21 protein-coding genes and 3 tRNA genes are annotated in these 26,524 nt (G+C 55.5%); 8 read left to right on the top strand and 16 right to left on the bottom strand.

Annotated features, from left to right (window positions below; genetic code table 11):
• Positions 1–35: 35 nt before the first annotated feature.
• Positions 36–1,514 carry a cardiolipin synthase gene (gene cls, locus D8M23_RS07165; RefSeq protein ID WP_126854229.1) on the top strand — a complete coding sequence of 493 codons (1,479 nt, stop codon included), beginning with the start codon at positions 36–38 and terminating at the stop codon, positions 1,512–1,514.
• 56 nt (positions 1,515–1,570) lie between these two features.
• Here cls and D8M23_RS07170 read toward each other — a convergent pair whose 3' ends face one another.
• Entirely contained in the window at positions 1,571–2,767 is a 1,197-nt protein-coding gene (locus tag D8M23_RS07170) for an RNase H family protein (protein ID WP_126854230.1), read from the bottom strand.
• 249 nt (positions 2,768–3,016) lie between these two features.
• Here D8M23_RS07170 and D8M23_RS07175 point away from each other — a divergent pair, with 249 nt between their 5' ends.
• From D8M23_RS07175 to D8M23_RS07185, 3 genes are all read left to right on the top strand, one after another.
• Positions 3,017–4,093 (top strand): hypothetical protein, encoded by a 1,077-nt coding sequence (locus tag D8M23_RS07175; protein WP_126854231.1) that lies wholly within the window; start codon positions 3,017–3,019, stop codon positions 4,091–4,093.
• Between the two features lie 87 nt (positions 4,094–4,180).
• The gene (locus tag D8M23_RS07180) at positions 4,181–4,477 is read left to right on the top strand and encodes a putative quinol monooxygenase (protein WP_094758633.1); all 297 of its coding nucleotides are present in this window, start codon (positions 4,181–4,183) and stop codon (positions 4,475–4,477) included.
• A gap of 796 nt (positions 4,478–5,273) precedes the next feature.
• Positions 5,274–6,110 carry a hypothetical protein gene (locus tag D8M23_RS07185; protein WP_126854232.1) on the top strand — a complete coding sequence of 279 codons (837 nt, stop codon included), beginning with the start codon at positions 5,274–5,276 and terminating at the stop codon, positions 6,108–6,110.
• Positions 6,111–6,243: 133 nt separating this feature from the next.
• Here the strand turns inward: D8M23_RS07185 and ilvD are convergent, their stop codons facing one another.
• Complete coding sequence (ilvD, locus tag D8M23_RS07190; RefSeq protein WP_126854233.1) at positions 6,244–8,088, bottom strand: dihydroxy-acid dehydratase; 1,845 nt, start codon at positions 8,086–8,088, stop codon at positions 6,244–6,246.
• A gap of 356 nt (positions 8,089–8,444) precedes the next feature.
• On the opposite strand from ilvD, the gene D8M23_RS07195 reads away from it, so the two are divergent.
• The gene (locus D8M23_RS07195) at positions 8,445–10,292 is read left to right on the top strand and encodes an alpha,alpha-phosphotrehalase (protein WP_126854234.1); all 1,848 of its coding nucleotides are present in this window, start codon (positions 8,445–8,447) and stop codon (positions 10,290–10,292) included.
• A gap of 129 nt (positions 10,293–10,421) precedes the next feature.
• Complete coding sequence (locus tag D8M23_RS07200) at positions 10,422–10,904, top strand: hypothetical protein (RefSeq protein WP_126854235.1); 483 nt, start codon at positions 10,422–10,424, stop codon at positions 10,902–10,904.
• Positions 10,905–10,990: 86 nt separating this feature from the next.
• On the opposite strand, the gene D8M23_RS07205 is transcribed toward D8M23_RS07200, so the two are convergent.
• From D8M23_RS07205 to D8M23_RS07250, 10 genes are all read right to left on the bottom strand, one after another.
• Positions 10,991–11,911, bottom strand: coding sequence for an ABC transporter substrate-binding protein (locus D8M23_RS07205; RefSeq protein ID WP_193976822.1), 921 nt, complete (start codon positions 11,909–11,911; stop codon positions 10,991–10,993).
• An 83-nt stretch (positions 11,912–11,994) separates the two neighbouring features.
• Entirely contained in the window at positions 11,995–12,741 is a 747-nt protein-coding gene (locus tag D8M23_RS07210) for an ABC transporter permease (protein WP_126854237.1), read from the bottom strand.
• Positions 12,738–13,430 (bottom strand): ABC transporter permease, encoded by a 693-nt coding sequence (locus D8M23_RS07215; RefSeq protein WP_126854238.1) that lies wholly within the window; start codon positions 13,428–13,430, stop codon positions 12,738–12,740. Before D8M23_RS07215 ends, D8M23_RS07210 begins: the two co-directional genes overlap by 4 nt.
• Before the next feature lies 1 nt (position 13,431).
• Complete coding sequence (locus tag D8M23_RS07220) at positions 13,432–14,337, bottom strand: ABC transporter ATP-binding protein (RefSeq protein WP_126854239.1); 906 nt, start codon at positions 14,335–14,337, stop codon at positions 13,432–13,434.
• Positions 14,338–14,677: 340 nt separating this feature from the next.
• A tRNA-Phe gene (locus D8M23_RS07225) sits at positions 14,678–14,750 on the bottom strand.
• Positions 14,751–14,816: 66 nt separating this feature from the next.
• A tRNA-Asp gene (locus tag D8M23_RS07230) sits at positions 14,817–14,890 on the bottom strand.
• 61 nt (positions 14,891–14,951) lie between these two features.
• Positions 14,952–15,024: transfer RNA gene (locus tag D8M23_RS07235), tRNA-Glu, on the bottom strand.
• A 1,139-nt stretch (positions 15,025–16,163) separates the two neighbouring features.
• Positions 16,164–17,567, bottom strand: coding sequence for an FAD-dependent oxidoreductase (locus D8M23_RS07240; RefSeq protein WP_126854240.1), 1,404 nt, complete (start codon positions 17,565–17,567; stop codon positions 16,164–16,166).
• Between the two features lie 234 nt (positions 17,568–17,801).
• Positions 17,802–18,143, bottom strand: coding sequence for a DUF1440 domain-containing protein (locus D8M23_RS07245; RefSeq protein WP_342343154.1), 342 nt, complete (start codon positions 18,141–18,143; stop codon positions 17,802–17,804).
• Positions 18,144–18,172: 29 nt separating this feature from the next.
• Complete coding sequence (locus tag D8M23_RS07250) at positions 18,173–18,508, bottom strand: DUF2218 domain-containing protein (RefSeq protein WP_006888504.1); 336 nt, start codon at positions 18,506–18,508, stop codon at positions 18,173–18,175.
• Between the two features lie 308 nt (positions 18,509–18,816).
• On the opposite strand from D8M23_RS07250, the gene D8M23_RS07255 reads away from it, so the two are divergent.
• Positions 18,817–20,289, top strand: a complete 1,473-nt coding sequence (locus D8M23_RS07255; RefSeq protein ID WP_126854241.1) for an NCS2 family permease — start codon at positions 18,817–18,819, stop codon at positions 20,287–20,289.
• Between the two features lie 210 nt (positions 20,290–20,499).
• On the top strand, positions 20,500–21,969 hold the full coding sequence (locus tag D8M23_RS07260) for an NCS2 family permease (RefSeq protein ID WP_126854242.1): 1,470 nt from the start codon (positions 20,500–20,502) through the stop codon (positions 21,967–21,969).
• 140 nt (positions 21,970–22,109) lie between these two features.
• Here D8M23_RS07260 and D8M23_RS07265 read toward each other — a convergent pair whose 3' ends face one another.
• The 4 genes from D8M23_RS07265 to D8M23_RS07280 all read right to left on the bottom strand — a co-directional run bounded on the left by D8M23_RS07265 (position 22,110) and on the right by D8M23_RS07280 (position 26,522).
• Positions 22,110–22,907 carry a CPBP family intramembrane glutamic endopeptidase gene (locus D8M23_RS07265; protein ID WP_238693803.1) on the bottom strand — a complete coding sequence of 266 codons (798 nt, stop codon included), beginning with the start codon at positions 22,905–22,907 and terminating at the stop codon, positions 22,110–22,112.
• 167 nt (positions 22,908–23,074) lie between these two features.
• Positions 23,075–23,467, bottom strand: coding sequence for a hypothetical protein (locus tag D8M23_RS07270; RefSeq protein ID WP_126854244.1), 393 nt, complete (start codon positions 23,465–23,467; stop codon positions 23,075–23,077).
• Complete coding sequence (locus D8M23_RS07275; protein WP_238693804.1) at positions 23,464–23,865, bottom strand: LytTR family DNA-binding domain-containing protein; 402 nt, start codon at positions 23,863–23,865, stop codon at positions 23,464–23,466. Before D8M23_RS07275 ends, D8M23_RS07270 begins: the two co-directional genes overlap by 4 nt.
• A 281-nt stretch (positions 23,866–24,146) precedes the next feature.
• Positions 24,147–26,522, bottom strand: coding sequence for a peptidase domain-containing ABC transporter (locus tag D8M23_RS07280; protein ID WP_126854246.1), 2,376 nt, complete (start codon positions 26,520–26,522; stop codon positions 24,147–24,149).
• Positions 26,523–26,524 lie beyond the last annotated feature (2 nt).

Here is a 26,524-nt window from a genome sequence, read left to right on the forward strand (position 1 = left end):
CCACAGAAGACAAGAGGGTAGGCATAATAGGTAAGGTGAGCATATTTTCACCCGCGTACCTGGACTTTTTACCGGACTGGCTCAGGATCATTCTGTTCTTCGCAGACCTGAGCATCCGTGTACTGGCCCTATTCTGGCTGCCCTACAACCGCAAGCCCGTGGTCGCACTCGGCTGGCTCATGGCCATCTTCTTCATCCCGTTCATCGGGTTCCTAGCCTTCCTGATTTTCGGTTCCTCACACCTTCCCCAATACCGACGCGCCAGGCAGCACGCCATGAACGACCTGATCCGAGAAACCACCGGAGACACCCCGCAGCTCACCGACTCCGACGGACTCAACGAAGCAACCCTCGTCGCCAGCCAACTCAACTACAAGCTCGGTTCGCTCCCCCTTGTCGGCGGGAACTCCTTCACCCTGCACAACGACAACCACGAAGCCATACGCATCATGGCGCAGGAAGTCAACAAAGCCCAGCGGTATGTTCACTTCGAGTTCTACATCACCGCCTACGACGAAGCCTCCAAAGTGCTCTGGGACGCCCTCTTCGCCGCCCAAAAACGCGGCGTGCGGGTGCGCGTGCTCATCGACCATATTGGTTCACGCAAATACCCCTCATACCGGCTGCTAACAAAAATGCTCAACGAATCGAGTATCGAATGGCGCCTGATGCTGCCTATCAAACCCTGGCGGCTGCAATGGCAGCGCCCCGACCTGCGCAACCACCGTAAAGTCCTCGTGATTGACGGCAGAACGGCGTTCTCAGGCTCGCAAAACGCCATCCACCGCTCCTACGACCTCAAAGAAAACGTGCGTAAAGGGCGGGAGTGGAAAGACCTCACCTTCTCGTGCACCGGCCCCATCGTCGAAGAACTTAACGCGGTATTCGTCTCCGACTGGTACTCCGAAACAAACCAGCTGATCCTCGAAGAAATTGAGGCGAAAATCCCCTACGTTCCCGGCTCGATGCGCGCCCAAGTGGTTCCCTCCGGCCCCGGATTCGAGACAGAAAACAACCTGCGCCTGATCAACTACATGATCTACAACGCAGAAAAACGCATCACCATCTGCTCACCCTACTTCGTACCCGACGAAACCCTGCTGCAGGCACTCACCAACGCCGCATTCTCTGGCATCGAAACCACCGTGATCGTCTGCGAAAAAGGCGACCAGTTCCTCCCCAATATGGCGCAGCGCTCCTACTACGAGACGCTGCTGCAATCCGGGGTGCGCATTCTGCAATACCCCAGCCCCACGGTGCTGCACTCCAAGTTCATGTACGTGGATCACGAAATGGCGTTTATCGGCTCCTCGAATATGGACCCCCGCTCATTCTCGCTCAACCTCGAAGTATCAACCTTTATCGCAGACCCTGCCATGGTGGATGCGCTCGCCGATGTTGCGCGAACCTACGAAAGTATCTGCACGGAAGTGCGCTACGGCCCGTGGTCTGCACGGCCGCAGCGCATTAAAGTCACCGAAAATATTTGCCGGCTCTGGTCATCGCTGCTGTAATCACACCGCGGCACAGACCCGCCACGCCAATTTCCCGTTCTGCACGGCGTGTCAGCTTAACGCCACAAGCGATTACCCATGTGAATAGTTGAAGGGCGCACGTACAGCCATTCGGGGCTGGGCAGACGTACAGCCTTATCGCACCCAGACAGGGCCGTAATGATCGACTCGCACCGCTGATTAAACTCCAGAATATGCCGCTTATCAACCACCTGACCCGGAAAATGCCGGTGCATTTTCGACACCGAATCGCTGCTCTCCTGCAGCCCATGACCCGTATGACCCGGCACGTGCTTCACAATCACCCGGCGCGAGCGGATCGCCTCAGTCAGGCGCGTCATCTCAGTGATAACCCGCTCATCCTGAACCCCCTCACGGGCCCACCTCTCAAAGCTCCAGCGGCTATGAGCCAGCCGCAGCACAAACGTGAGCGCACCCAGCGAATCAGTATTAATCACTAGGCGGCGTCCGCCCGTATAAAATACGTGAAACGCGGTGAGCATCGCCGAAAGTTCCCCGGTCATAATGTTCACCGCGTCATAATGAGTATGAAAATAGAAGCCGTCTTCACTAACGCCCGCAATACCCATCCGGCCGCCGCGCGAGTACTTCTTATTATGGGTGGAACGGAACGAACAGTCCGTGAAAACGTTATACTCCACCAGCTGCTCTTCCGGTTTCTCGGTGAGCGAATCGGTGAGCATACACTCCGTATTGCGCCTGGCTACCTCAATAAAACCCTCCATGAGTTTACCCGCCGCAGTGCCCGCGAGCCGCACATGGACCTCCCCTAAGGAGTGATTATCGTAAGGGTCAAGAACCTTCTCAAACGCACGGTATTCCAGGATGCATTTAAGGTGGTCAAACTGGCGGAATAGCTGCTTCAGGTAGCGCCTCTCCGCTGCAACCGTCACCAGGTTCTCCGTCAGCGGCGGGGGGATCAGCTCCCACGCCTCAAGCACCGCACGGCCCAGCATTTTGGTGTGCACCACTTCGCAAGGCTCCATGAGGGAGTGGGCATGCTCACCCAAAATTGGTTCAGTATTCAGGGGGATACGTTCCCCGCTCTCTTTAGACACATACACTAAGGTCGCGGTTGAGCTGTAACAAAACCCCTGCGCCTGTTGGGCTTCTTCCGCAACAGCGATCACCGCCACCCCGCGCTCCGTGTACCCTGCGGGGTACGACGTACTGTAATCCGGCGCATCCCACGTTAATGTGCACCGCTTAATGTTCGCTGGTGTAATAGCCATGTGCCCACACCCCCTAAACTCATGATTCTCCCCTCAGGTATTCGTGTATCTTTATTCCTTTATATCGTCGCCCGATTCGGGCACGCAAACGTTCAGGGCAGGGTTTTACGGTGAGCGAATCGGCACGCGAAACCTAAAAAACTGATGCCACGCCCACAAGGCGAATCTACGGCGTGCGGGACACATATATGAGAGACTAGAAGAGGTACATGACCGGTAACTGCACCAACCACATACGAAAGGTACGGTATGGCCCGCCCTAAATTAGTTGTACCCCTAATGGTCGCGCTTCTGACGCTAAGCGCCTGCGGTAACCCATTTGGGGCCGACAGCTCAAGAAGCAACGCCCAACATCAAACACCTCAGACATCCAGTCCAAGTTCAAGCTCAAGCGCTTCACCATCTGCCTCAGCAAGCCCCAGCGGATCATCTAGCCCCGCTGCAACACCCACAGGCAACACCATCACATCCGTAAGCCCGTCGCCAAGCGAAACCAGTGAGTCGGCTAAGCCACAGGAAAAGAAAGCAGAACCGAGCAAGAATGACGGCAGTACGGCCGGACGTGGCGGGATGGACCCAAGCTACCAGGCCACGAAAAACCCGCCCGGCTTAGACGCGGTAGTCCACTCAAATAAGAACGATGCCTCAGCTGCGGCACCGGGCACAGCGTGTGGGAGCAATACCCTCGCTGCTAACTCCATGGTGTATATCGCTAAAGCCGACAATAAGATCTCATGCGATATAGCGCAGACCGTAATCGACGCCTATGAAGCTGAGCTGAAAGCTAACCGCACCGGCGGTAATGCCGCCCACGCAACTGTGCATGGGTATCAATGTTCATCCCCCACCGCGGCCTCTTCAACAGAACGTTCTCTCATCACTGTCTGCGAGAACGAGAGCAAAGGTATTAAGATCGCGGTCCGTCCCAGCTGGGTTCCCATGCTTTCAGGAACCAATGAAACCTCCTCCAGCTCCCAAGCAATTATTACCGCAAACGGTAACGCCGCCTGCCGCTTTGATGTAAGCGGAAGCCTTATGTGCCAGAGCACACGCGCCACTAACCCCAACAACTGGGATGAGGCAACCCACGGCAAGGCCCAGAGCCGCGTCACCATGAGCACAAACAGCGTACCTAACTACGAAATTAAAGGGCGTAATGATCCGGGTGGGATTACAAATTTTGATAATTACCAGACCCTAGCAACCGGATCAACTGTCACTTACTACGGTATGACCTGCAAGGCTTCCAGCGGCACAACTATGCACTGTGTGGGGGCAAAGGGCGGGTTTACCGTGAGCCCTGAGGGCATGGGTATGGATCCGTAGCCCCTTCCCAATCCCATCCCCTAATGTGCCCTAACAGGGTACAGTTGAGGGACAACCACTTTGTGCTATCACATGAAGGAGAACCCCATGATTGGTGTTTATGCAGGTGTTTCCGTTAAGCCTGAGCATGTTGAAGAGTTTTTGGCTTCTACCCCCGCTTTGGTGGAGGCATCACGCAAGGATGCGGGCAATATCAGCTACGATTTCGGCCCCGCCACCGGTGAGACCCCTGCGGGCGAACCGCGCGTCTTCGCTTTTATTGAGCGTTGGGAATCACAGCAGGCACTCGAAGCGCATATGGCGACCGAGCATTTCGGGACTGCTGTGAAAACCTGGGAGCCGCTGCTCGCCGCAGAGCTGGATGTGCGCATCTTCGAAATGTAACTCCGTTCCCCCTGCTAAAAAAGAGCCTTTATACGAATAAAGCGAGTTTTTCGCCGCTTTATTCACATAAAGGCTCTTTTTAGTTACCAACTTTAAATGTAAGGAGGGTTATTCATTAGGGGGTCTCCCACATCCAGAGAACCAGTCCCCGCATCACCAAGAACAGCTTGAGGCAGGAATTGGGAGGTCTGTGATATGTATACAGGAGAACCCACCAGCACTTGATCTGAGAGACCACATGTCCCACCGCCTAGTGATAGTTAATCTGCTGGCTCAGATTCTAGTTCATGGTGGCAGGGTTCCTACCCAGTGCCCCCGGAATGGTCAGATATAGCCCTTGGTAACCCTTATTCGCCAACGTTTTTTCTTCTACCATAAACCTATCCAAATCGTGATACTGGTACACAAAAGCTGTCTTGGCGCACCAACAATAGGATTGCCGCTTACCAGTAGTACCCCGTCTAGAGCGCAGTCGATCTGGTGGTTCAACCCGTTAGTGTGGTGTTTACGACTATATAAGCATAACTAGTGGGCACACCAGCTGTAAGCAGGCGCCAAGGTACCCGCAACAAACCCAGAATAGAGATGTTTATCACATAAATTCTACGATTGTGCGGCCAAGCTCCAGAAAATTACACCCCTATTAACACCATAAGATGATAAGTAATCCATTACCACAAAAGACTTTAGAAAGGATCGGCCATTTTGATACTCGATAATTTCTTACCGCGTTCTTACACACCTTCAGAAACTCATAGGCGTTGCAGTAGGCAAGTTTACATGCTATAAGTTGCATATGAAGAAAAACAGTATAGATAAAGAACCTTGTCAGGAGCGCGAAGAAGGGGGTACAGTGAGAGAAAGATCACGGCGCAGAGTAGCAGGAACCTTGGCGCTGATTGTTCTTTCTATTCCTGCGTTATATTTCATCGGAGGCCTCGTTGTAGGGCACCACAATACGGAAAGCAACGAACTCGTTGTCACGTATGAGTTTTTCCTATTTTTCGCAGTCTCCTCAATTATAGCAACCGCTTGCGTCCTTCTCGTGAACATTATATTTCTTCAGGCTTGGTACCATGATAGATCCATCTTGATGAAAGATTTTCTGACCGAAATCCCTCAAAAAGTAGGACCCTGGGGTGTTTGGGGTATGCTAGCCGCACTTATATACTTACTTATTTCCCCAATCTCCCTCCAACATGACCCTATATGGGTTATCGTTACCTTTTCTTCCGTATTCGTAGTAACACGTCTTTTTTATACGATATACTGGGATTTCCCAAAGGTTGTAAAAGTCTCTTCCATAGTTATAGCAAAAAAATGGCTTTCTATCCTATTTATTTTAGACGTTGTATCTAGCGTATTAGTTTCACAGAAGATAGCACTTGGTTCCGTTCCGGCCTACAGCACTCGTATCGCCACAATCTTCAAGAATTATATATGGCCAGACGCTGCAGATTCTGTAGACGAGATGGCTTTAGGTGTTCGGGAGAACTTGTATGACGCAATAGGCTCAAACTGGTATCTTGGAGTTTCCCTCCTAGTTGCTTTAATAGTATTCATAACTTTCATGAGACGCCTACATTCTCCCTCAATGCCCCAAAATAATGATGAGAAGCCAGAGACTCAATAATATCTTGAGTTCTTGTGGACAACAGCTTTTAGATACTTGACCATCAACATATACAAATGCGGACAAAAACCGAAGGGGTAGTTTCTAGATATTCCTAGAGACTACCCCAAGTCGATTTATTCTACTCTATGTTCTAGCACCCCTCCGGGAGGATGCGCACCCCGCCCTTATCGGCAGAGGCGGCCAGCATCCCGTAAACCTTCAGCGCGTTCGAGACTTGACGTTCACGCGGCTTGGTGGGCTTCCACGGGAGGGCGCCCTTCGCCTTGCGCCGCGCCTCCAAAACCTCGTCCGGCACATTCGCCCGCAGGATGCGGTTGTGCACGTCGATCTCGATCTCGTCGCCGGTTTCCAGCAGGCCGATAGCACCACCGGCGGCAGCCTCCGGCGAAACGTGGCCGATCGAAATGCCCGAAGTGCCGCCCGAGAAACGCCCGTCGGTAATGAGTGCGCAGCTTTTGCCCAGGCCCAGGCCTTTCAGGTACGAGGTGGGGTACAGCATCTCCTGCATGCCGGGACCGCCCTTCGGGCCCTCATACTGAATCACCACAATATCGCCGGGTTTCACGTGCTTCGACAGAATCTCAAACACGGCTTCATCCTGCGACTCAACCACAAATGCCTTACCCACGAAGTGGAAGAGTTCTTCATCAATACCGGCGGATTTGATGATCGCACCGTTCTGGGCGATATTGCCGCGCAGAACCGCCAGACCGCCGTCCTTCGTGTAGGCATGCTCCACGGCGCGAATACACCCGTTTTCGGCATCCGTCTCATGTGATTCGTACTTGTTCGCGGTCGAGAACGCCTGCGTGGTGCGCACCCCGCCGGGTGCAGCAAGATACAGTTCTTGAGCCTGCTCGCTCGCGGTACCGGAACGGATATCCCACTCGCCAAGCCATTCATCCAAGGAATCAGCATGAACAGAATGAACGTTCTTGTTTAATAGCCCGGCACGGTCCAGCTCACCCAGCAGCGCAGGGATACCGCCCGCACGGTGCACATGCTCAATGTGATACTTCGTAGAGTTCGGTGCAACCTTCGCCAGACAGGGCACATGGCGCGAAATACGGTCGATATCGTCCAGGGTGAAATCAACCTGCGCCTCGTGGGCAATCGCCAGAATATGCAGCACGGTATTGGTGGAACCGCCCATAGCCACATCCAACGCCATAGCGTTCTCGAAGGCTTCCTTGGTGGCAATAGAGCGCGGCAGAACGGACTCGTCATCCTGCTCGTAGTAGCGCTTCGCCAGACCAACAATGCGCTTACCCGCCTGTAAAAACAGCTCTTTACGCGCGATCTGGGTCGCAAGCGTCGTACCGTTGCCGGGCAGTGCCAGACCAATCGCCTCGTTCAGGCAGTTCATGGAGTTTGCGGTAAACATGCCCGCGCATGAACCACACGTGGGGCAGGCGTTCTTCTCGATCTGGGCGAGCGCGGTATCGCTCACGGAATCGTCCACCGCCATGACCATCGCATCCACCAGATCCAGGCGGTGCTCCACAACGCCTTCAACGCCCTCGCCGGATTCCATAGGGCCGCCCGAAACGAAAATTGTGGGGATATTCAGGCGCATCGCCGCCAAGAGCATACCGGGGGTGATCTTGTCGCAGTTCGAGATACATACGAGCGCATCCGCGCGGTGAGCGTTCACCATGTATTCGACCGAGTCGGCAATGAGGTCGCGTGAGGGCAGGGAATAGAGCATGCCGTCGTGGCCCATCGCAATGCCGTCATCAACCGCAATGGTGTTGAATTCTTTCGCCACGCCGCCAGCCTCACGAATAGCGCCAGCCACCAGGTCGCCCATATTTTTCAGGTGCACGTGACCGGGCACGAACTGGGTGTAAGAGTTGGCAATCGCAATAATCGGTTTGCCGAAATCATCATCACCCATGCCGGTTGCACGCCATAGAGCGCGGGCACCCGCCATATTGCGACCGTGAGTTGAGGTGCGTGAGCGTAATTCGGGCATTGTCTCTACCTTCCGTTGTGATGCATCAATAGATTTTACGCCCGCACTGCACGTCTCTTCAGCGAAGGGTAGCTTTGGTTTGCAGCCAGAGCGGGCGTGGGGCGCATCTGCGCACCGGGCGCGGTAGGTGCCCTGGTGTGCGGGTGAGGCGATGCCGGATCTGCGGCAGATTTCCCCATTTTCGGGTACCACCCCGTATTTCTCAGATGTTTACCTATTATGCCCCCTAAGCTGGTAGGGGAAAATCGTGGGCACCAGAGTTTTCACAGGGTGAACGCGCAGCCCCTTAAATCCGGCGAAATTGGTGCCCAGGCTCGGCACCCCGCCTTCTAATGCAGATAAAAACGTGAGGCATCATGTCATTCCGTAACAGCGTGATCTACCAGATCTACCCAAAGTCGTTCTATTCCACGCACGGTCGGCCAACCGGTGATATTCGCGGCATTATCGAGAAGGTGCCCTATGTGGCATCGCTGGGGGTGGGCATGGTGTGGTTCAACCCGTTCTTCGCCTCGCCCCAGCACGATAACGGCTACGACATTTCCGACTACTATGCCATTAACCCCGAGCTGGGCACGATGGAAGATGTTGAGGAGATGATCGCCGCTTTCGGAGAGCACGGCATCGGGGTCATGTTCGATATGGTGCTCAACCACGTTTCAACCGAGCACGAATGGTTTAGGCGGGCGCAGGCGGGCGAGCGCGAGTACTGGGATTATTTCTATCTTCGCCCGGGGCGGGTTCAGTCTGACGGCACGGTGGTTCCGCCCACGAACTGGGAATCGAAATTTGGCGGTTCGGCCTGGGCGCCTTTCACCGATACGGCGGGTGAGGTTTATCGGGACGAATCGGGGGCACCGCTGTACTATCTGCACCTTTACGACGTCACACAGGCTGATCTGAACTGGTACAACCCCGCCGTGCGTGAGGAGCTCTGTAAGGTCGTCAATTTCTGGTATGACAAGAGTGTTCGCGGGTTCCGCTTCGACGTCATTAACGTGATCGGCAAGTCCGAAGAGCTTGAGGATGCGCCCGCCGGGGTTGTCGATAAGACCCTATACACCGACACGCCTATCGTGCACACTCGTCTGCGGGAGCTGAACCGCGCATCGTTCGGGCAGCATGGGGATACCGTGACCGTGGGTGAAATGTCCTCGACGAGCATCGAGAACTGCGTGGGCTACTCCAACCCCGAGAACCGCGAGCTCGACATGGTGTTTAGTTTTCACCATCTGAAGGTGGATTATGAGGACGGCGAGAAATGGTCGAAGGCGCCGTTCCGCTTTGCTGAGCTGAAGGGGCTGCTCAACGATTGGGCGCTGGGCATGCAGGCGGGCGGCGGATGGAATGCGCTGTTCTGGAATAATCATGATCAGCCGCGCGCACTCAACCGTTTTGGCGACGTTCAGCGGTATCGGGCGGAATCTGCGACCATGCTGGCAACCGTGATTCACCTGCTGCGCGGCACTCCCTATATTTATCAGGGCGAAGAGATCGGCATGATTGACCCGGTGTATTCTTCGATTGACGACTACGTGGACGTTGAGGCCCATAACGCTTTTAAGACCCTGCGTGCGCGGGGACTCTCGGAAGGCGAGGCGCTTGAGGTGGTGCGCGCCAAGGCACGGGATAATTCGCGTGTTCCCATGCAGTGGGAGTCTGGTGCCGGTGGGGAACGCGGCGCGGTTGGTTTTGGTACCGCCGCCCCCTGGCTGGCGCCCGCGCCCAGTGTGGATGCGGCAACCGGCGCGGGTATTTCGGTGGCGGATGAGGAACGTGACGGCGTGATTTTGCCGTACTATCGCGAGCTGGTTCGCCTGCGCGGGCAGTACCCCGTGATTTCTGAGGGCAGTTATGCGCCCTATACGCTCGACCATGAGCGGGTCTTCGGGTACCTGCGCGAACATATCGCCAAGGGCAAGCGCACGAGGCTGTTGGTGCTCAATAATTTCTTTGGGGACGAGACGGCGGTGGGTGTTCCCACCGAGTTCATACCGAGCGAGGTTATGGATACGCCCGCAGGTTGTGAAGGCTCGCAAGCTCCAGCGGATGCACGGTCTGCGCGGGTGCTTTTGTGTAATTACAAGAATCCGCTGGGTCAGGTTAGCGGTATTTCCGGCCCCGATCCCCACGAGGTTGAGGTTACGCTGCGTCCCTACGAATCGCTGGCTTTGATCGTGGAAGAGCCCATCGTTTCTTCTTAGCTCGCCAGATTAATTGCTCGGTTACATGGGCATTTACAGGTATGGTTACATGCGCGAGCAGGTGTGTTTTTTCCACCTGTTCGGCAAAAACGACCTGCTCGCGGTTTAAAACGCAGTTAAAGTGGGAGCATGAGTTTTGATTACATGCCCTCCGAAACCTTCCAACGTGCCGACCTTGACTTGCTTCTGAGCGTGCGTATTGATGTGGCGCGGGTGCCGGGCGGCGCATCCCAACGGCAGATTTTGGATGCAGTACGCTCCTTCTTGGGCTCCCTTACTCATGACGATTCCGCCGATGGGCACGCGATTGACCCGGTTCTGGGGTTTGCGCGTCCCTACTATGCGGGCGGGTTTACGGTGGGCGTGGTGCCTGCATCCGGGCGGGGCAGGGTGGCGCTCGCCAGCAGCCATGAGGGAGCACAGACTGTTGGTTCAGGCAGATTCAGCGAACCTTTGAAGGGTAAGGCGGGTTGGCGTATCGTGACGTCGGTGGTAGTCTCTAGCGCGGGCGAGGATGTGCTGGATTCCTTAGAGGCTGGCATCGAATACCTGACGGATGCGCTCGGTGACCTGCGGGTGGGCCTTTCCCTCACGGAACTTCCGGTCGCTTAGACTCCTCTCCGTTCATCTCCACAACCGCATATGCTGAGCACCAGAACCTAGCGGCATTCAGAGCCCAGCGCAGAAAGGAAGAAAGGCTACAACAGCCCCTTATCCTTGAGCCAGTGTGCCGCTGCCGTGGATGGGTCTAGTTTCTTATCGCCGGATACCTCGTCATTGAGCGAGCGTAAATCGTCGGTCGTCAGCACCGCACTAATGCGGTTCAGCACCGCATGCGCATCCTCGGGAACCCGTTTGGTATTGATAATGGGCAGTACCTGCTGCGCCGGAATCATGTTTTTCGGGTCTTCGAGCATCACAAAATTGTTCTGCGTAATTGCCGGGGTGGTCGAGTACAAATCTACAACCTGCACGGTGTTATCCTGCAGGGCCTTGACGGTGAGTGCCCCGCCCCCATCCGCGAGCGAGACGAATTCCGCCGGAACGCACCCGTATTTATCTTTGAGCCCCGGAATTCCGTAGGCGCGTTCGGCAAATTCGGGAGCGGCACCAATCTTCAGTTCGGTACAGACCTTCGCCATATCATCCAGGGTGCGCAGATTGTATTTTTGGGCGGTCTGCTGGGTGACGACTAGGGTATCTTTATTTTCCGCCTGCGAGGCATCCAGCGCCTTGAGGTTGTCCTGAAGCACCCTACCGAGCGCCTGCAGAATCTCTTGTTTAGTCTGCGCTGTGGAATTCTCGTCAAGATACAGCAGCAGGTTGCCCGAGTATTCGGGAACCACGTCGATAGCCCCGGAGGTGAGCGCCCCCAAGTAGGCTTCACGCGCGCCAATCCCCAGCTGAGTGCTCGATTTAAACCCGTTTTTATTTAGTGCTTGGGAGTATATTTCGGCGAGAATCTGCGACTCTGCGAACGCTGCTGACCCAACGATAATACCGTCGTGTTCACCGCCGAAAACGTTTTCACCGCTCAGCCCGCAGGCGCTCAGCGCTCCTAACGTCCCGAAGGCGCCGAGGACACCCAATGCCCGCCGCCTGGTAACGCCGCGTGCCATTCCGGTCTCCGCCGTTCCGTGGCTTTTCGCGCTCTTTCCGGAAAGAAAAGAACGATCGTTCGTGTTTCGGCGATGTACCAGGCTCATGCGTGCGCCCCTTCCGTGTGCGAGTTTGCCGCATCCAGTGCGCTCTCGTGTTTCGGTTGCCCATGACGTTTGGATGCTCCGCCACCCCGCAATGGAACGGGGGTCACGGCCCGCTGCGCTAGGGCCATAATCGCATCCACCACGAAGGCGAGCACAGCTACCAGCAGGGTTGCCACGAGCATACGCGGATAGTCCCGCACCGCGAGCCCATCAAAAAGGTACCGGCCCAGGTTATTCCCATTAATGTAGGCGGCAATAGTCGCGGTCGCGATCACCTGCAGCACCGCGCTGCGCAGACCGCCCATAAACACCGGAAGGCCCAGAGGAATCTCAACCCGGCGAAGAATCTGCCCTTCGGTCATGCCTTGGGCGCGTGCCGCATCCACCACATCCGGATCAATCCCGGTCACGGCTTCAAGGGTATGCGCCAGAAGGGGTGCCACCGCGATAATCACGAGCACCACGAGCGGCGGAATCGCGTTAACCCCAAACCAGAGAGCCAGCAGGGTCAACAAACCCAGGGCGGGTAGAGCGCGCAAAGCGGCGGTAAACCCCAGCAGAGCGTGCCCGCCGCGGCGTGTATGCCCAGCCCACAGACCCAAAGGCACGGCAATCACCAGGGCAATCGCAACCGCAAACATGGTGATGCCCAGATGCTCGACGGTGCGCACCAAAATGCCCTGAGACCCTTGCCAGTTGGCACCATCACCCAGAAAAGCGAAGGTACGTTCTATAACATTCATGCGGTCCTCCAGGCGGTCAGGCGCCGTGCCGTGAGGGCAAGAAGCGCATCGGCGAGGTAGGCGAGGACGGCGCTGAGCACCACGCCCGTGATAAGTTCGGCGGGGATGTTACGCGCTAGTCCGTCGGTAAAAAGCGTGCCAAGCGAAGAAACACCGATCACCGCACCCACGGATACCATCGCAATATTCGCCACCGTCGCCACGCGGATACCGGCAAAAAGCACGGGTAAAGCGAGCGGTAATTCCACTGTGAAAAACGCACGAGCCGGGGTGTATCCCAGGGCGCGCGATGACTCCACCACATGCTCGGGAACCGCATTAAAGGCGTCTACCCCTGAACGCACCATCAGCGCCATCGTGTAGATCGTAAGGGCCACAAGCACGTTCACCGGCGAAATAATGCTGGTTCCCAGAATCAGCGGCATGAGTACGAAGAACGCGATTGACGGGATTGTGTAGAGCAACCCGAAGCCGTGCACCAGGGTGTACGCACCACTCCGGTGAGTTTTCGCGTCATCTTCCCGCGCGCGGCGGCGGCTCGCATACCGCGCCACCGGAATCGACAGGGCGGTTCCCACAAGTACCGGAATAATGCCCTGGTACAGGTGATTGAGGGTCAAATCAAGGACGCGCTGGATGTTATTTCCCAACCAGTCCCAGTGCATCGAATCTGCCAACAACAGGTCCATACTATCCCCGCCCAGAGGTCGATGCGGCGCCCTCACCCGATACTGCGGCTTCGCGTGTGCGGCGGTAGCGTTCGCGGCGAATATACCGCACCTGGCGCATCACATCGGCAGGCAGCAAGGCACCCACGGACTGGCTAACGAAAGATTCCACAAAATCATTAGCGGGATTCGTCAGGATCTCTTCGGGAGCGCCATATTGGGCGAGCTTGCCACCGGGGGCGAAGACCGCAATATTATCGCCGAGGAATAGGGCCTCATCAATATCGTGGGTTACGAAAACAATGGTCTTATGCAGCTCGCCCTGCAGACGCAAAAGTTCTTCCTGCAGTTCGGTGCGCACAATCGGATCGACCGCAGAAAAAGGCTCGTCCATGAGCAAAATAGAGGCATCAGCTGCGAGAGCCCGCGCGACTCCCACACGTTGGGCCTGCCCGCCGGAAAGCTGAGCCGGGTAGCGCTGCGCTAAGGACGCATCCAAACCCACGGTACCCAAAAGGTCAAGAGCACGTCCTTTCGCCTGCGGTTTGGAGGTGCCATTCAACAGGGGCACGGTCATCACGTTCTCAAGCACGGTACGATGCGGCAGCAGCCCGCCGCTTTGCATGACGTACCCGATGGATCGACGCAGCTTGTAGGGGTCTTGGTCTGCGATATTTTGCCCGCCGATGGTAATCGTACCTTCCTGCGGCTCTACCATGCGGTTGATCATGCGCAGGGTGGTGGTTTTACCACATCCTGATGAACCGACGAAAACGGTGGTTTCACCGGCGGGGATGCTCAGAGTCAGGTTATCGACCACGGTGTTAGCGCCGTAGCGTTTGGTGACCTGGGAGAATTCGATTCCCGCGGTGCGTGTTGCCTGCGCGGAGTTCGACGGTATGGTGTCTTGGGGAGTGGATGCTGGCATTCGATCTCTTCCGTATGCGCCGGTTTTGCCGCCGTGTGTACAGACGTTGTGCAAATAACACAACGTCTCCACCCTAACGGAAATTCCAGGAAATTGAAACGAGCCAGCGTGTTTACCAGCCTGTTTGGCGTAGTCCTCTTCTCTTTCGGCGCAAAAGGAGCCTTTAGGATGAGACGTATTTTCGCCGTTTCGTTCAGATCAGGAACCTTGTGATCAGAGGGGTGAAGGGCACAGGCCCATGTATGAGGGCAAGTATCAGACTATAGGGTGCGCAGGTTGGGAGCAGCCCGTGGTTAAAGAAAAAATCCGCCCCCACTGTAGAAGCCTGGAGGGCGGATTGTGGCTCCGACCGGCGTCGATCCGGTGACCTTACGATTTTCAGTCGCACGCTCTACCAACTGAGCTACAGAGCCTTGCGTATTAGATACGCAACGACCGCGTGCTTCGTGATGATAAAACATCTGAATACGCGGCCTGTGCGACCCCGACGGGACTTGAACCCGCGACCTCCGCCGTGACAGGGCGGCGCGCTAACCAACTGCGCTACGGGGCCTTGTTGGATTCGGCAGGTATCTGCTTCTTCAACTTGGCTTTGCAAACATGAGGTTTGCAAGTACCCCCAACGGGATTTGAACCCGTGCTACCGCCGTGAAAGGGCGGCGTCCTAGGCCGCTAGACGATGGGGGCCTAGTCGATGCGAACGGGTTCATTTCTCATCCCGTTGTTCGAACCTCAATTAGTCTATGACAGATTTGAGGGGTGCGCAAACCGGTTTTGAGATTCCCGCGTGCCCGGGGTCTCACAAGCCCCCTTAATGGGTTGTGCATCACTAGTATTTTTCCTTGTCAGAGCAATATATAAGGGGTTTTCGCACGGTAGAAAAATTTTAATATTTTTATGGATATATACCCAGCTAGGCCTTTTCTTCGCTGACGATACCCCCAGCTCCATCTCAGCAAGGCCCTTCCAACAACCCATGTGGGTTTATTATTCACTGCGGCGACTTTTTACGCATACCCAGGCAGCTTCAAGAGCAGGAGGACCGCCAGCAACGCCCTGCGACGTACAGATATAAACACGGGGCCGGCAGGCACTGAGGTGTGAGTGTCGAAATAATTATGCATCTTATGTTTATGCTTTTTATCTTCTATACATTGAGTGCATATGGGTATTTTTGTGGGTTTATTGGGATTCTCTTCGGAGGTACAAGAGTAGCTTTATAGCCTTCAGAAAAAGTTTTATAAAGATTTCATATACCTCATCGGATTGACTAGGGATTATATGAAAGCCCTTCAAAACCCCCTTAAATTCGCTTGAAATCAGCCTAAAAAAGCGCCTAAGATATGGGATGTGAGGTTCTCCAGGGAACCAAAAAAGAGGGGATCTTCCGCCCCTTGAGGTAATGTCACCGCACATATATATCACCGATAAGTGAACACACCGATTCTATTGAAGAATCCCCCTGTTTGCGTCCTCAAAAGGCGCGCCAAGGGCCGCGCGTCTCCCAGCCGGGACGCTACCGATGAGGCTACCGAAGTAACTAAAGACTTCAGGAATATATCGGGACTTTTAGGAATGGTAAGTTCACCATAAAACCTAGGCGTAGTTGCCAGGTGCACGCTTAGAATGCTGCTCTCCTTGCGAGCATCATTTTCCAGTGGGCAATATAAAACCAACTGCAACGGAACCCCGCATTTTATGATAAATGCGGGGTTTTTTGTATCCATAAGTCGATATTTTATGCATGTGCAGCGTATATTTAACATAAAATTCCCCCGCATCCTCAGCATTTGAGGGGCGGGGGAATTGTTATGGTTTACCGTTAACTATTCACCACGTGAAATGCGAATCATTTCATCACGGTCAACGACTTTCACACGCTCACGCGATTCACCCTTTGCATCCTGTGATGCCGCACCGAGCGCCTTTTCGTGATCGTCCAGACGGTGCCAGCCTTCCCAGGTGGTGTAGCGAATACCCTTAGAGTCCAGGTAATCGCTGAAGGTGTCAGCGTCCGGTTCGGCAGCGGTGTACAGGTTCTCGCGGTCTTCCAACAGGTGGGTGATGGTTTCAAGCGCATCGCCCTTGGTGGAGCCAATCAGACCCACCGGTCCGCGCTTAATCCACCCGGTAGCGTACAGGCCGGGCACGTGCTCGCCGTTTTCATCGACCACACGGCCCTCAACGTTAGTAATCACGCCCTTATCAGCGTCATAGCCGACCTCGGGCAGCTCAGAACCGAAATAACCGATCGCCCGGTACACAGCCTGCACGGGGTAGTCCACGAACTCGCCGGTGCCCTCGATACCGCCCTGACCGTCAAGCTTATTGCGTTCCATGCGGATGCCCACAACCTTGCCGTCCTCACCCAGAATCTCGTGCGGGGACTGCAGGAAGTGCAGGTGCAGGCGGCGCGATGCGGTCTGCTCGCCCTCCTCCTGGTCGGTAAGCCAGGTGGTGAGGGTCTTCATCATGGTCTTCACCTGGTTATTCGTCTGAATAGCCTCATCCGAAGCCTCGTCGAACTCGAAGTCCTCTTCGTAGAGCACAATATCGACATCGCGGGAGTGTGAAAGCTCGCGCAGCTCCAAGGGGGTGAACTTGATCTGCGCGGGGCCGCGGCGGCCAAAGACGTGCACATCGGTCACGGGCGAAGATTTCAGCCCTTCGTACACATTCTCGGGAATTTCGGTGACGAGCAGATCATCGGCGTGCTTGGAGAGCACACGCGCAATATCCAACGCCACGTTGCCGTTACCGAGCACCGCGATTTCCTTCGCGTTCAGCGGCCAGGTGCGCGGGTAATCGGGGTGACCGTCATACCACGAGACGAAATCGGCGGCACCATAGGAACCGTCCAGGTCGATGCCCTTAATGGGCAGGGGCGCGTCATGAATAGCGCCGGTCGCGAAGATAATGGCGTCGTAGTGCTCGCGCAGGTTGGCAAGGTTCAAATCCTTACCGTATTCGATATTGCCGAAGAATCGAATATCACCGCGGTCAAGCACCTTGTGCAGGGCGGTAATAATGCCCTTGATGCGCGGGTGATCCGGGGCCACACCGTAGCGAATGAGCCCGAAGGGAGCGGGGTAACGATCAAAAATGTCGATAGAAACCTCAACGGCTCCAGAGCGTACTTCCTCAGATTTGGTGATGAGGTCAGCGGCGTAAATGCCAGCGGGGCCTGCGCCAATAACAGCGACGCGCAGGGGGCGGGTAGCTTCAGACACGTATTTTTCCTTTCAAAGTTCGCCCCGGTACACGGTTCAGGCTGGTGCGGCGGCGAGCTCTCTTTTTAGTCCTCGTTCATTCTACCGGGCACAGCGGTTAGGATGGGCTAAAAAGAGGGAAAGCGAGCAATAGCTCATATATTTTTATTCCTTATATATGGCAATACGGCTGTGCCCCGCATGAGACGCTCATGCGGGGCACAGCCGTATACCGGTTACGATACACTCAGTGATTTAGCGGGCAGTCACCGGGTACTCTGCATCGGGTTCACCGGTGATGCGGTTACGCAGGTCGCGACGGACCAGCTCAATCGACCACAACCAGAGGATGTGCCCAAAGAACTCAGAGAAGTGCTCCCCAAAAGGCTGGTTCCACGGGGCGGGCACAATTCCCATTGCGGGCATAATGATGACGTGGAAAAGAATATCAAGCACAATGCCGAAAGCCACACCCTGCCAGAGCTTAATCTTGGGCCAATATTCAGCCACCACACAGTAGAGCACCGCAAAGAAGATAGCGAATGCGAAGTGCACTAGGGAAAATATCCGGGGTAAATCCACCCTCATTTTTCCCATGGAGGTGCCGCAGTATATAAAACGTCTGCCTACACCCTTCGGAACTCAACCACCAGCTCGTCACGTTCGCCAAAGCGCACCAGGTGGCGATCCAGCACACCCGCAATATTAGTGGCCTTCTCCTCATCCTCAGCACGCACCTCCATAATGAGGGCGTTATTAGCTTCATCAATCAGCAGATCGCCATAGCCACGAAAAATACCATCACGGTTAAACGTCAGCCGCAGACCGCCCGGCAGTTCGGCGGTATCAATCTTACGGCCCATATGCGAACCTAGCTGTTTCACATAACGGGCTGGGCGTTCAGTAGCAACCACGGCACGCTGGCGCACAGGCAAAGACTCAGCGGGAGGATACTCGCTCACAATTCACCTCTCAAATTCTCGGTAGTAGCCCTACCAATACGGAAGTTAAGGTATTCCTCATCTTACCAGCCAGCCCAGGCCCCGCCTCACCCTCACTCCCCCACTGTGTTAAGCCCAAAACCTCCCACCGCGCGCCCACTCACAGGCTGTACTACCGCCCCTTATCAAGCAACTAGCGCACACGCGCTGCTACCCCCTAGAATAATGAGGTAACAAGAGCGTCACGCCCCGCACGGCTGACGCTTTTCTTATGCGCGCCCCCGACCGGTGGGCACGCACCCTACGAGAGTATCTACGGATTCAACGAAATGTCTTCTGAGAACACCGCGGCTCCCCAGGCACCCCAAACCAACACAACGCAGGGCGCCCTGGACCGTTACTTCAAAATTACAGAACGAGGCTCAACTATCTCCGCCGAGATTCGCGGCGGCTTAGCGACCTTCTTCGCCATGAGCTATATCGTGGTACTAAACCCCCTCATTATCGGCCTCGTGAAAGACGCCAACGGCCACGCGCTCGGCGTGCCGCAGGTGGCCGCAGTCACCGCGCTCATCGCCGGAATCATGACGATCGCCATGGGCATCTATGCGAAACAGCCTTTCGCAATGGCGGCAGGGCTGGGCGTGAACGCACTACTGGCAACCACTATCCTCAGCACCCCCAACCTGACCTGGCCGCAAATTATGGGGCTGGTCGTGTGGGCGGGTGTGCTCATGACTGCCCTCGTGCTGACCGGCTTCCGCACCGCCGTCTTTGAGGCGGTCCCCGAGAGCCTCAAAACCGCAATTGTGGTGGGTATCGGCTTCTTCATTGCCTTTATCGGGCTGGTCAACGCAGGTATTATCCGCCGCACCGTAGACGCCGCGCACACCACCGTCCCCGTCACCTTCGGCGTGGGCGGGCACCTGCTTGGCTGGCCCACCGTGGTGTTCCTTGTCGGGCTGTTCCTCACCATTGCCCTATTTATTCGGAAAGTACGCGGGGCCATCCTATACGGTGTGCTTGCCTCCACCGTGCTGTCAATAATCCTAGAGGCCGTTTTCCACATTGGCAGCAGCAAAGACAACCCGACCGGCTGGTCACTGAACGTACCCGCATGGGGCGGCGGCAGCGCCCTACCCAATGTTTCGCTGCTGTTCTCAGCAGATATGTTTGGGGCGTTCGGCACCATCGGCGGTGTGGCCGCCACGATGCTGGTCTTCACCATCCTCATCTCGGCGTTCTTCGACGCAATGGGCACTACCGTGGGTCTAGCCACCGAAGCTGGCACCATTGATAAAGACGGCAAAATTGAGAACATCGACCGTGTGCTGCTGGTGGATGCACTCGGCTCAGTTGCGGGCGGTGGCACCTCCAGCTCGGCCAACCAGATTTTTGTGGAATCGGCAACCGGTATTGGTGCTGGCGCCCGCACGGGCCTGGCGAACGTGGTCACCGGCGCGCTCTTTGTGGGCGCGGTCTTCCTCTCTCCCCTGGTGACCATCGTCCCCTTCGAGGCGGTCGCCCCCGCCATGGTTTTCGTGGGGTTCCTCATGATCCGCCAGGCCGTGCACATCGACTGGCAGGATTGGGGCCTGGGTATCCCGGCGTTTATGACCATTATTTTCATGCCGTTCGCCTACTCCATTGCCGACGGTATTGGTGCAGGGTTCATCTCCTACGTCTTCATCCGCCTGGTGCAGGGTCGCGGGCGCGAAGTGCACTGGCTCATGTACGTGGTATCGGCTGTTTTCCTGGTGTTCTTCAGCACCGGACTCATTAACGGTTTCACCCACGGGTAAAGGCAGCTTCCCAGCATTCCATCTGCCGGAAAGTCCGTTACGGGGCTTAGGCACCCCGGCGGCTTTTCGGCAGGTGGATGCGGGAGAAAAACAAAACACCTAAAATAGGGTGGTAACACCAGCGCTGAATCCCGCCGGGGTTCGGCGCTTTTCTTATTGCGGCGCAAACCCGCGCCCACGTCCCACGAGAGTATCTACAGATTCAACGAAATGTCTTCTGAGAACACCGCGGCTCCCCAGGCACACAAGCCCAACGCATCGGGCGGCGCACTGGACCGTTACTTCAAAATCACTGAACGAGGCTCATCTATTTCCGCCGAGATTCGTGGCGGTCTCGCCGCGTTCTTCGCTATGAGTTATATCGTCGTCCTCAACCCCCTGGTGATCGGCACCGGCGCAGACTCGGCGGGAAATACCCTTGGCGTGCCGCAGGTCGCCGCGGTCACCGCGCTCGTCGCCGGCGTAATGACCATCCTCATGGGTGTTATAGCCAAGCAACCTTTCGCGATGGCGGCGGGGCTGGGTGTGAATGCACTGCTGGCGTCCACGATCGCAACCACTCCCGGGCTGACGTGGGCAGATATTATGGGGCTGGTGATTATCGCTGGTCTTATTATGACCGTGCTGGTGCTCACCGGCTTCCGCACCGCCGTATTCGAAGCGGTCCCCGAGAGCCTCAAAACCGCGATCGTGGCGGGAATCGGCTTCTTTATCGCCTTTATCGGGCTGGTTGATTCCGGGATTATTCGCCGCATGCCGGATGCCGCAGGAACCACCGTTCCTGTCTCGCTTGGGGTGGGCGGTCACCTGCTTGGCTGGCCTACTCTCGTGTTTATTTTCGGCCTTTTCCTCACCATCGCCCTGTTTATTCGCAATGTGCGCGGCGCTATCCTCATTGGCGTGGTGGCATCTACCGTACTGGCGATCATCCTAGAGGCTGTTTTCCATATCGGCAGCGGCAAGGGAAACCCGACCGGCTGGTCGCTCAACGTTCCCGCGCTCAATAACTTTTCCTTCTCAGCCCCCGATTTCTCGCTTATCGGGTCTGCACGATTCGGCGCGTTCGGCGCTATCGGCGTGCTGGGTGCATCCTTGCTGGTGTTCGCTATTCTGCTCTCGGTTTTCTTTGACGCCATGGGCGTTTCGGTGGGCTTAGCAACCGAAGCGGGCACCATTGATAAGGACGGCAAGGTTGAGAACATTAACGAGGTGCTGCTCGTGGATGCGGTCGGTTCCGTGGTCGGTGGCGGCGCATCCGGCTCTGCGAACCAGATTTTTGTGGAGTCGGCAACCGGTATTGGTGAGGGTGCCCGCACGGGTCTGGCGAATATTGTCACCGGCGTGCTGTTCCTGGTGGCGATTATCGCCTCGCCGCTGGTGACGATTGTTCCCTTTGAGGCGGTCGCCCCCGCCCTGGTGGTTGTTGGGTTCCTGATGGTGCGCCAAGCCGTGCATATCGACTGGCAGGACTGGGGCCTGGGCATCCCGGCGTTTATGACCATTATTTTCATGCCGCTGTCGTACTCGATCGCTAACGGTATTGGTGCAGGGTTCGTCTCCTACGCCTTTATCCGCCTGGTGCAGGGCCGCGGGCGCGAGGTGCACTGGCTCATGTACGTGGTGTCCGCAGTGTTCGTCATCTACTTCGGCATGGGTATTATTAACGGTTTCACGCACTAGCGTTGGCTGAAATCCCGGGTATATATCGGGTGTAAAAAGGCTCTTTTTGAAGAGAAGCGGCGGAAAACTACGCTTTATTCAGAAAGAGCCTTTTTATACGCCTATGGGGGGTAGATATGCGCTCGAAAACGTCAGAAATTTCACGGCTGCGGATGTGACGCGGGCGCCCCCTCAATCCCTGCCGCAGGAAGACTCCCGCGGCGTGAAGCCACCAGGTACCATACTGCAACCACGATAAATGATAGCCCTTGCGCTATGGAGATCCGCACGAACATCAGCGTATCCTCCCCGGAAACCGACGTTACATGCACAAGATTCACGATCACATTATTTGCACAGTGGTTTGCCATCGCCATATAGAGGCTGCCCGTTAGGCGCGTCATCAGTGCAAATTTAAATCCGACCACGGCTGATGTCAGCATCAGGATCAGAGCATTCATGACCGCTCCGCCCAAGCTTGAGGTTCCGTCCGTATAGTTCCGTACAGGAGCGATCACATGCCACAGGCCAAAGAGCGCCGAAGAAATGACTGCAGCACCCATAAACGAGTAACGGAATCCCAGAAGTTTCTGAAAAAGCCCGCGAAAAACTCCTTCTTCCATGACCACGTTGATCACGTTCCCCGCCAGGCAGATCACAAAGAATATGAGCGCTGTCTGATGCCCCGTATTGCTGCTGACCGCGTAAGTGCTCACATAAACGTCAAGGGAGCGAAATTCGGTGGGCGGTAAAAGCGCTATCTCAGCAACATAGGCAATCGCGAAAACTACTGCGCCGAAACCCAGCCCGGCAAGGATAGGGCGCATTATGTGCTCACGGGTAAATCCAATGCTGCGGGCTCCAAGAGAGCAGGACTGCATCACCAACCCTAAAATTCCTATACCGATCAGCTTATGAACGAAGGCTTCACCCCAAAAACTCTGATCGGTACGAAGCACAAAATACTCATATATGCGAAAAATAAAGCATACACAATACACGGCCAGCACGCAGTATAAAACATTAATTTTTTCAAGACGCATACGAAATACTCCGCAAAATATAGTGGTTTTAGGGCGCAAAAAATTACCGCAAAAATAATATTTTGTTTTCAGGGATAGTGGTTTTAAGTAAATTTTCGTCGAACAATGAGCATATTTATTTCCTGAACCTCCCGGCGCATATGTAAAATATTCAGGGCGGTTGAGGCGCCATACATCACGATTCCCAGAATGCACAGGATCCAGAGCGGTGTGCTGGAGAACCAGCCGAACGCCAGCCCACTGCCGCAGATCATGACGAGAATAAGGGCTATATCGACAAACGCCTCCAGCAGGGGATATTTCAGTGCCATGCGCGAAACCAGCAGCATACCCGCATGAATCATCATATTGGTCGTAAGGACTTGGAAAACTCCCACAAGGTAAAGATACGTTCCACCTGATAACAGACCGATGACGGCCAATAAAATGAGGGAGATACCCGTGGTCGCACAAATATTAACAGCAAGTTTTCTCATGCACCGTATCCTTTCAACGCTTGTTTGACGTTTTTGAGGTATGTGCGATTTATATAGACTCTATCGCCGGTTGTTAATATGGCTTCCATGCGGCTATTAAAAAGCGGTTTAACACTCTCAAGAACGTTAATGTTGAGAATGCATGACTTACTCACCCGCACAAATCCACAATCTTTAAGTTTCTCCGCAAGGTCGTAGAGCCTATGGTCGGTCCTATACGTATTTCCTGCTACGTGCACAAACGTTGTTTTCTTAACGCTTTCACAATAGAAAATATCTGAAGCGTTCACCATGATGTCGGTGCTTCCGTTTTCGCATTTAATCCGCTGTTCTACCGATTCCACAAAATCGACGATGCGAGTGACCCGCACATCCTTCTGGGCATAAACGATACTCACCTCAGGTTCCTGATAGGCAGGATCCTCGCATAATCTCAGCTTCACCACATCACCTCATGCACAGCCTAACATGCGGCAAACCTATGCAGGATGGGTATCGACTAAGCTGCATGAAGACACGACCAAGCTACAGAAATACCCCCCATAGAGGTTGTTCACCATAGTTTAGAGAGCATGTGCCGTCATGTTTTACCCGTCATGCCATGGCAGCTGTATCGTTAGTTTCACTGACATGCCCCGCAGATTCCTGCACATACCGATTTCTTCGCCGGAAGGCAGGCTTACCCCAGCCACCGGGAGTTATCGGCGGCCTTATGCATCCTGGCCGCAGTAGCTTCCCGGTACCTGGAGCCGCTGCTCCAGAATGAGGTCCTGCACCTAAACCGCGGGGCAGATTCAACCCCCACCCACGCCATATGGTCATACAGGCTTTCTTCGTATTCCCGCTGCTCGTCCTGGGGTTCCTGGGCCTGCGGCTTCCCTTGAGTCTGCGGTGCCTCATGGGCGCGGATCTCTTGTGCGATGCTTTCAGGGTCCTCCAGGTAGTACAGATCCCGGTAGCGGCCAGGGACCCGGATCAGCTCATCATGGCTTCCGCTCTGGATAATGCACCCGCCCTCCAAAACAATAATCCGCTGGGCGTTGCGAATAGTGGAAAGACGGTGCGCCACCACAACCTTCGTGCACTTATACCGTGCAATCAGCTCCGTCACCTGACGCTCAGTGGTGGTATCTAACGCGCTCGTTGCCTCATCCAGCACCAGGATGCGCGGGCGCCGCAGCAGCGCCGTCACAATGGCGATGCGCTGACGCTGCCCGCCTGAGAAGTTCTCACCATCACTGGACATGATCGTGTCAAACCCCATGGGCAGACCCTTCACAAAATCCAGAATACCCATGCTCAGCACATCCGCTTCGATCTCCTCGCGGGTTCGGCCATCATCAAGCCCCGCCGTGAGGTTCTCATACAGGGTGCCGCCCCTTGTCTGCAGCTGCTGCGGAACATACCCAATGTGGGAGCGAAGCGCATCCAAGGAATAATCCTGCACATTGATCCCGCCCATCCGAATAGTGCCGGACACCGGGCTGTACAGCGAACATAGCAGCATAGCCAACGTGCTCTTGCCCGACCCGGATGAGCCCACAAGGGCTATGTCATGCCCCTCTGGCACCGTAATAGACACCTCAGAAAGCACGGGCTGCGTTCCGCCGGGGTAAGTAAAGTTCACGTTCTCAAGCTCAATATCGCTGCTGGCAAGCTTAGTGATGGTGCCGCCATCCTGCTCAGGGTCGTAACGCTGAATATCAACGATACGCGCCACCGCCCGGTCCACGGCAATAATGTTCATAATGCCGAACATCGTTGACGAAATAGAGGAGAACAGCATGGCAGAAATACCCTCGGTGGCAATAGCCTGCCCGAGCGTGAGCACACCCTGATTCACCAGAGGAAGCGACGCCAGCAGCAGAATCAGCGGCCCGCCCAGCTGCACCACGGAAGCTGCGGAACCAAGCACACCCTGCTGCAGCACCATGCGGCGGCGCATTGAGGCAAGCGACTGTTTGTACGCCTCACGCCACGTCTCATATGTGGAGCTTGCCGAACCAGTCATTTTCATGGATGCCACAGTGTTAATGGCATCAAGTTCGACCACCTGGGCTTCTGAGGCGTGCGCATATTCGGCGTCGAGCGCCTGGGAGGTGGGGCGTGCCGTCACGAACCAGATCAGCATCAGCACGGCGAGTACCACGAAGGTGATAATGAGGATTTCGCGTGACTGCTGGGCGATGAAGACGAGAATCACGATCATCGTACCGATATTAATCACGAGCTCAGTCAGGTTCGTGGACAGAAAGTTCCGCAGCGTATTGACGCTGGAAAGACGGTACAGAATATCGCCCGGGGAGCGGAGCGCAAAGTAGGTCAGCGGCAGCTTCAGCAGCCTTTTGAACATCCCGCCCAGCAGCTGGTACCCGATGGACGAGACGATACTAGCCAAAGCCGCGGCACGGGCGATGGACACCAGGTAGTAGCCCGCCACGCCAACAACCACGCCGATAGTTGCGACGAGGATGGCATCCTCATGGCCTCTGAGTTGGGCGTCCACCACGCTTTGGATCACCACCGGCACGGCGAACGTGACACTGTAGGTAATCACCAGCAGCACCACGAAAACCGCGTACTGGGCGAACATCTTTTTCGTGAAGAACGTGTTCAGCTGCCAGTCTTGGAAGACTTTTCGGGATTTCTTTTTAAAGTCTTTCCGGGGGGTGGGAACCAGCACGCTACCGGAGAATGAGCCTTCAGCTTCCTGAAGGGGGATAACTTTCATCCCCGTTGCGGGGTCCATAATATGTACGCGGTCTTTACGGATGCGTACCAGCACCACATAGTGGGAGTTGTTCCAGTGCAGAATAGCTGGCTTGCCGATATCGCGCAGCTGTTCCAGCGAGTTAGCTTTATACGCCCCGACGTCCATGCCTTCTACCATGAGAAGGTTGCGCACTTGGAGCATACTCAGGCCTTCACGCCCGGGTTCGGCAATGAGGCGCAGATCAGATATCGTCTGATACCGCCCGTAATGCTGCAATACGGACGCGCCGACACCTAGCCCGCACTCAGTAGCAGCCGCTTGGAGAACCGCTGGAAACCCCATAT

It is taken from the genome of Rothia sp. HSID18067 (assembly GCF_003989445.1).
Taxonomy (GTDB): domain Bacteria; phylum Actinomycetota; class Actinomycetes; order Actinomycetales; family Micrococcaceae; genus Rothia; species Rothia aeria.

Coding starts and splice junctions, on each gene's coding strand:
- D8M23_RS07170 (WP_126854230.1), bottom strand. CDS start 2,767: ATGGCTATTACACCAGCGAACATTAAGCGGTGCACATTAACGTGGGAT.
- D8M23_RS07175 (WP_126854231.1), top strand. CDS start 3,017: ATGGCCCGCCCTAAATTAGTTGTACCCCTAATGGTCGCGCTTCTGACG.
- D8M23_RS07180 (WP_094758633.1), top strand. CDS start 4,181: ATGATTGGTGTTTATGCAGGTGTTTCCGTTAAGCCTGAGCATGTTGAA.
- D8M23_RS07185 (WP_126854232.1), top strand. CDS start 5,274: ATGAAGAAAAACAGTATAGATAAAGAACCTTGTCAGGAGCGCGAAGAA.
- ilvD (WP_126854233.1), bottom strand. CDS start 8,088: ATGCCCGAATTACGCTCACGCACCTCAACTCACGGTCGCAATATGGCG.
- D8M23_RS07195 (WP_126854234.1), top strand. CDS start 8,445: ATGTCATTCCGTAACAGCGTGATCTACCAGATCTACCCAAAGTCGTTC.
- D8M23_RS07200 (WP_126854235.1), top strand. CDS start 10,422: ATGAGTTTTGATTACATGCCCTCCGAAACCTTCCAACGTGCCGACCTT.
- D8M23_RS07205 (WP_193976822.1), bottom strand. CDS start 11,911: ATGGCACGCGGCGTTACCAGGCGGCGGGCATTGGGTGTCCTCGGCGCC.
- D8M23_RS07210 (WP_126854237.1), bottom strand. CDS start 12,741: ATGAATGTTATAGAACGTACCTTCGCTTTTCTGGGTGATGGTGCCAAC.
- D8M23_RS07215 (WP_126854238.1), bottom strand. CDS start 13,430: ATGGACCTGTTGTTGGCAGATTCGATGCACTGGGACTGGTTGGGAAAT.
- D8M23_RS07220 (WP_126854239.1), bottom strand. CDS start 14,337: ATGCCAGCATCCACTCCCCAAGACACCATACCGTCGAACTCCGCGCAG.
- D8M23_RS07245 (WP_342343154.1), bottom strand. CDS start 18,143: ATGGGAAAAATGAGGGTGGATTTACCCCGGATATTTTCCCTAGTGCAC.
- D8M23_RS07255 (WP_126854241.1), top strand. CDS start 18,817: ATGTCTTCTGAGAACACCGCGGCTCCCCAGGCACCCCAAACCAACACA.
- D8M23_RS07260 (WP_126854242.1), top strand. CDS start 20,500: ATGTCTTCTGAGAACACCGCGGCTCCCCAGGCACACAAGCCCAACGCA.
- D8M23_RS07270 (WP_126854244.1), bottom strand. CDS start 23,467: ATGAGAAAACTTGCTGTTAATATTTGTGCGACCACGGGTATCTCCCTC.
- D8M23_RS07280 (WP_126854246.1), bottom strand. CDS start 26,522: ATGGGGTTTCCAGCGGTTCTCCAAGCGGCTGCTACTGAGTGCGGGCTA.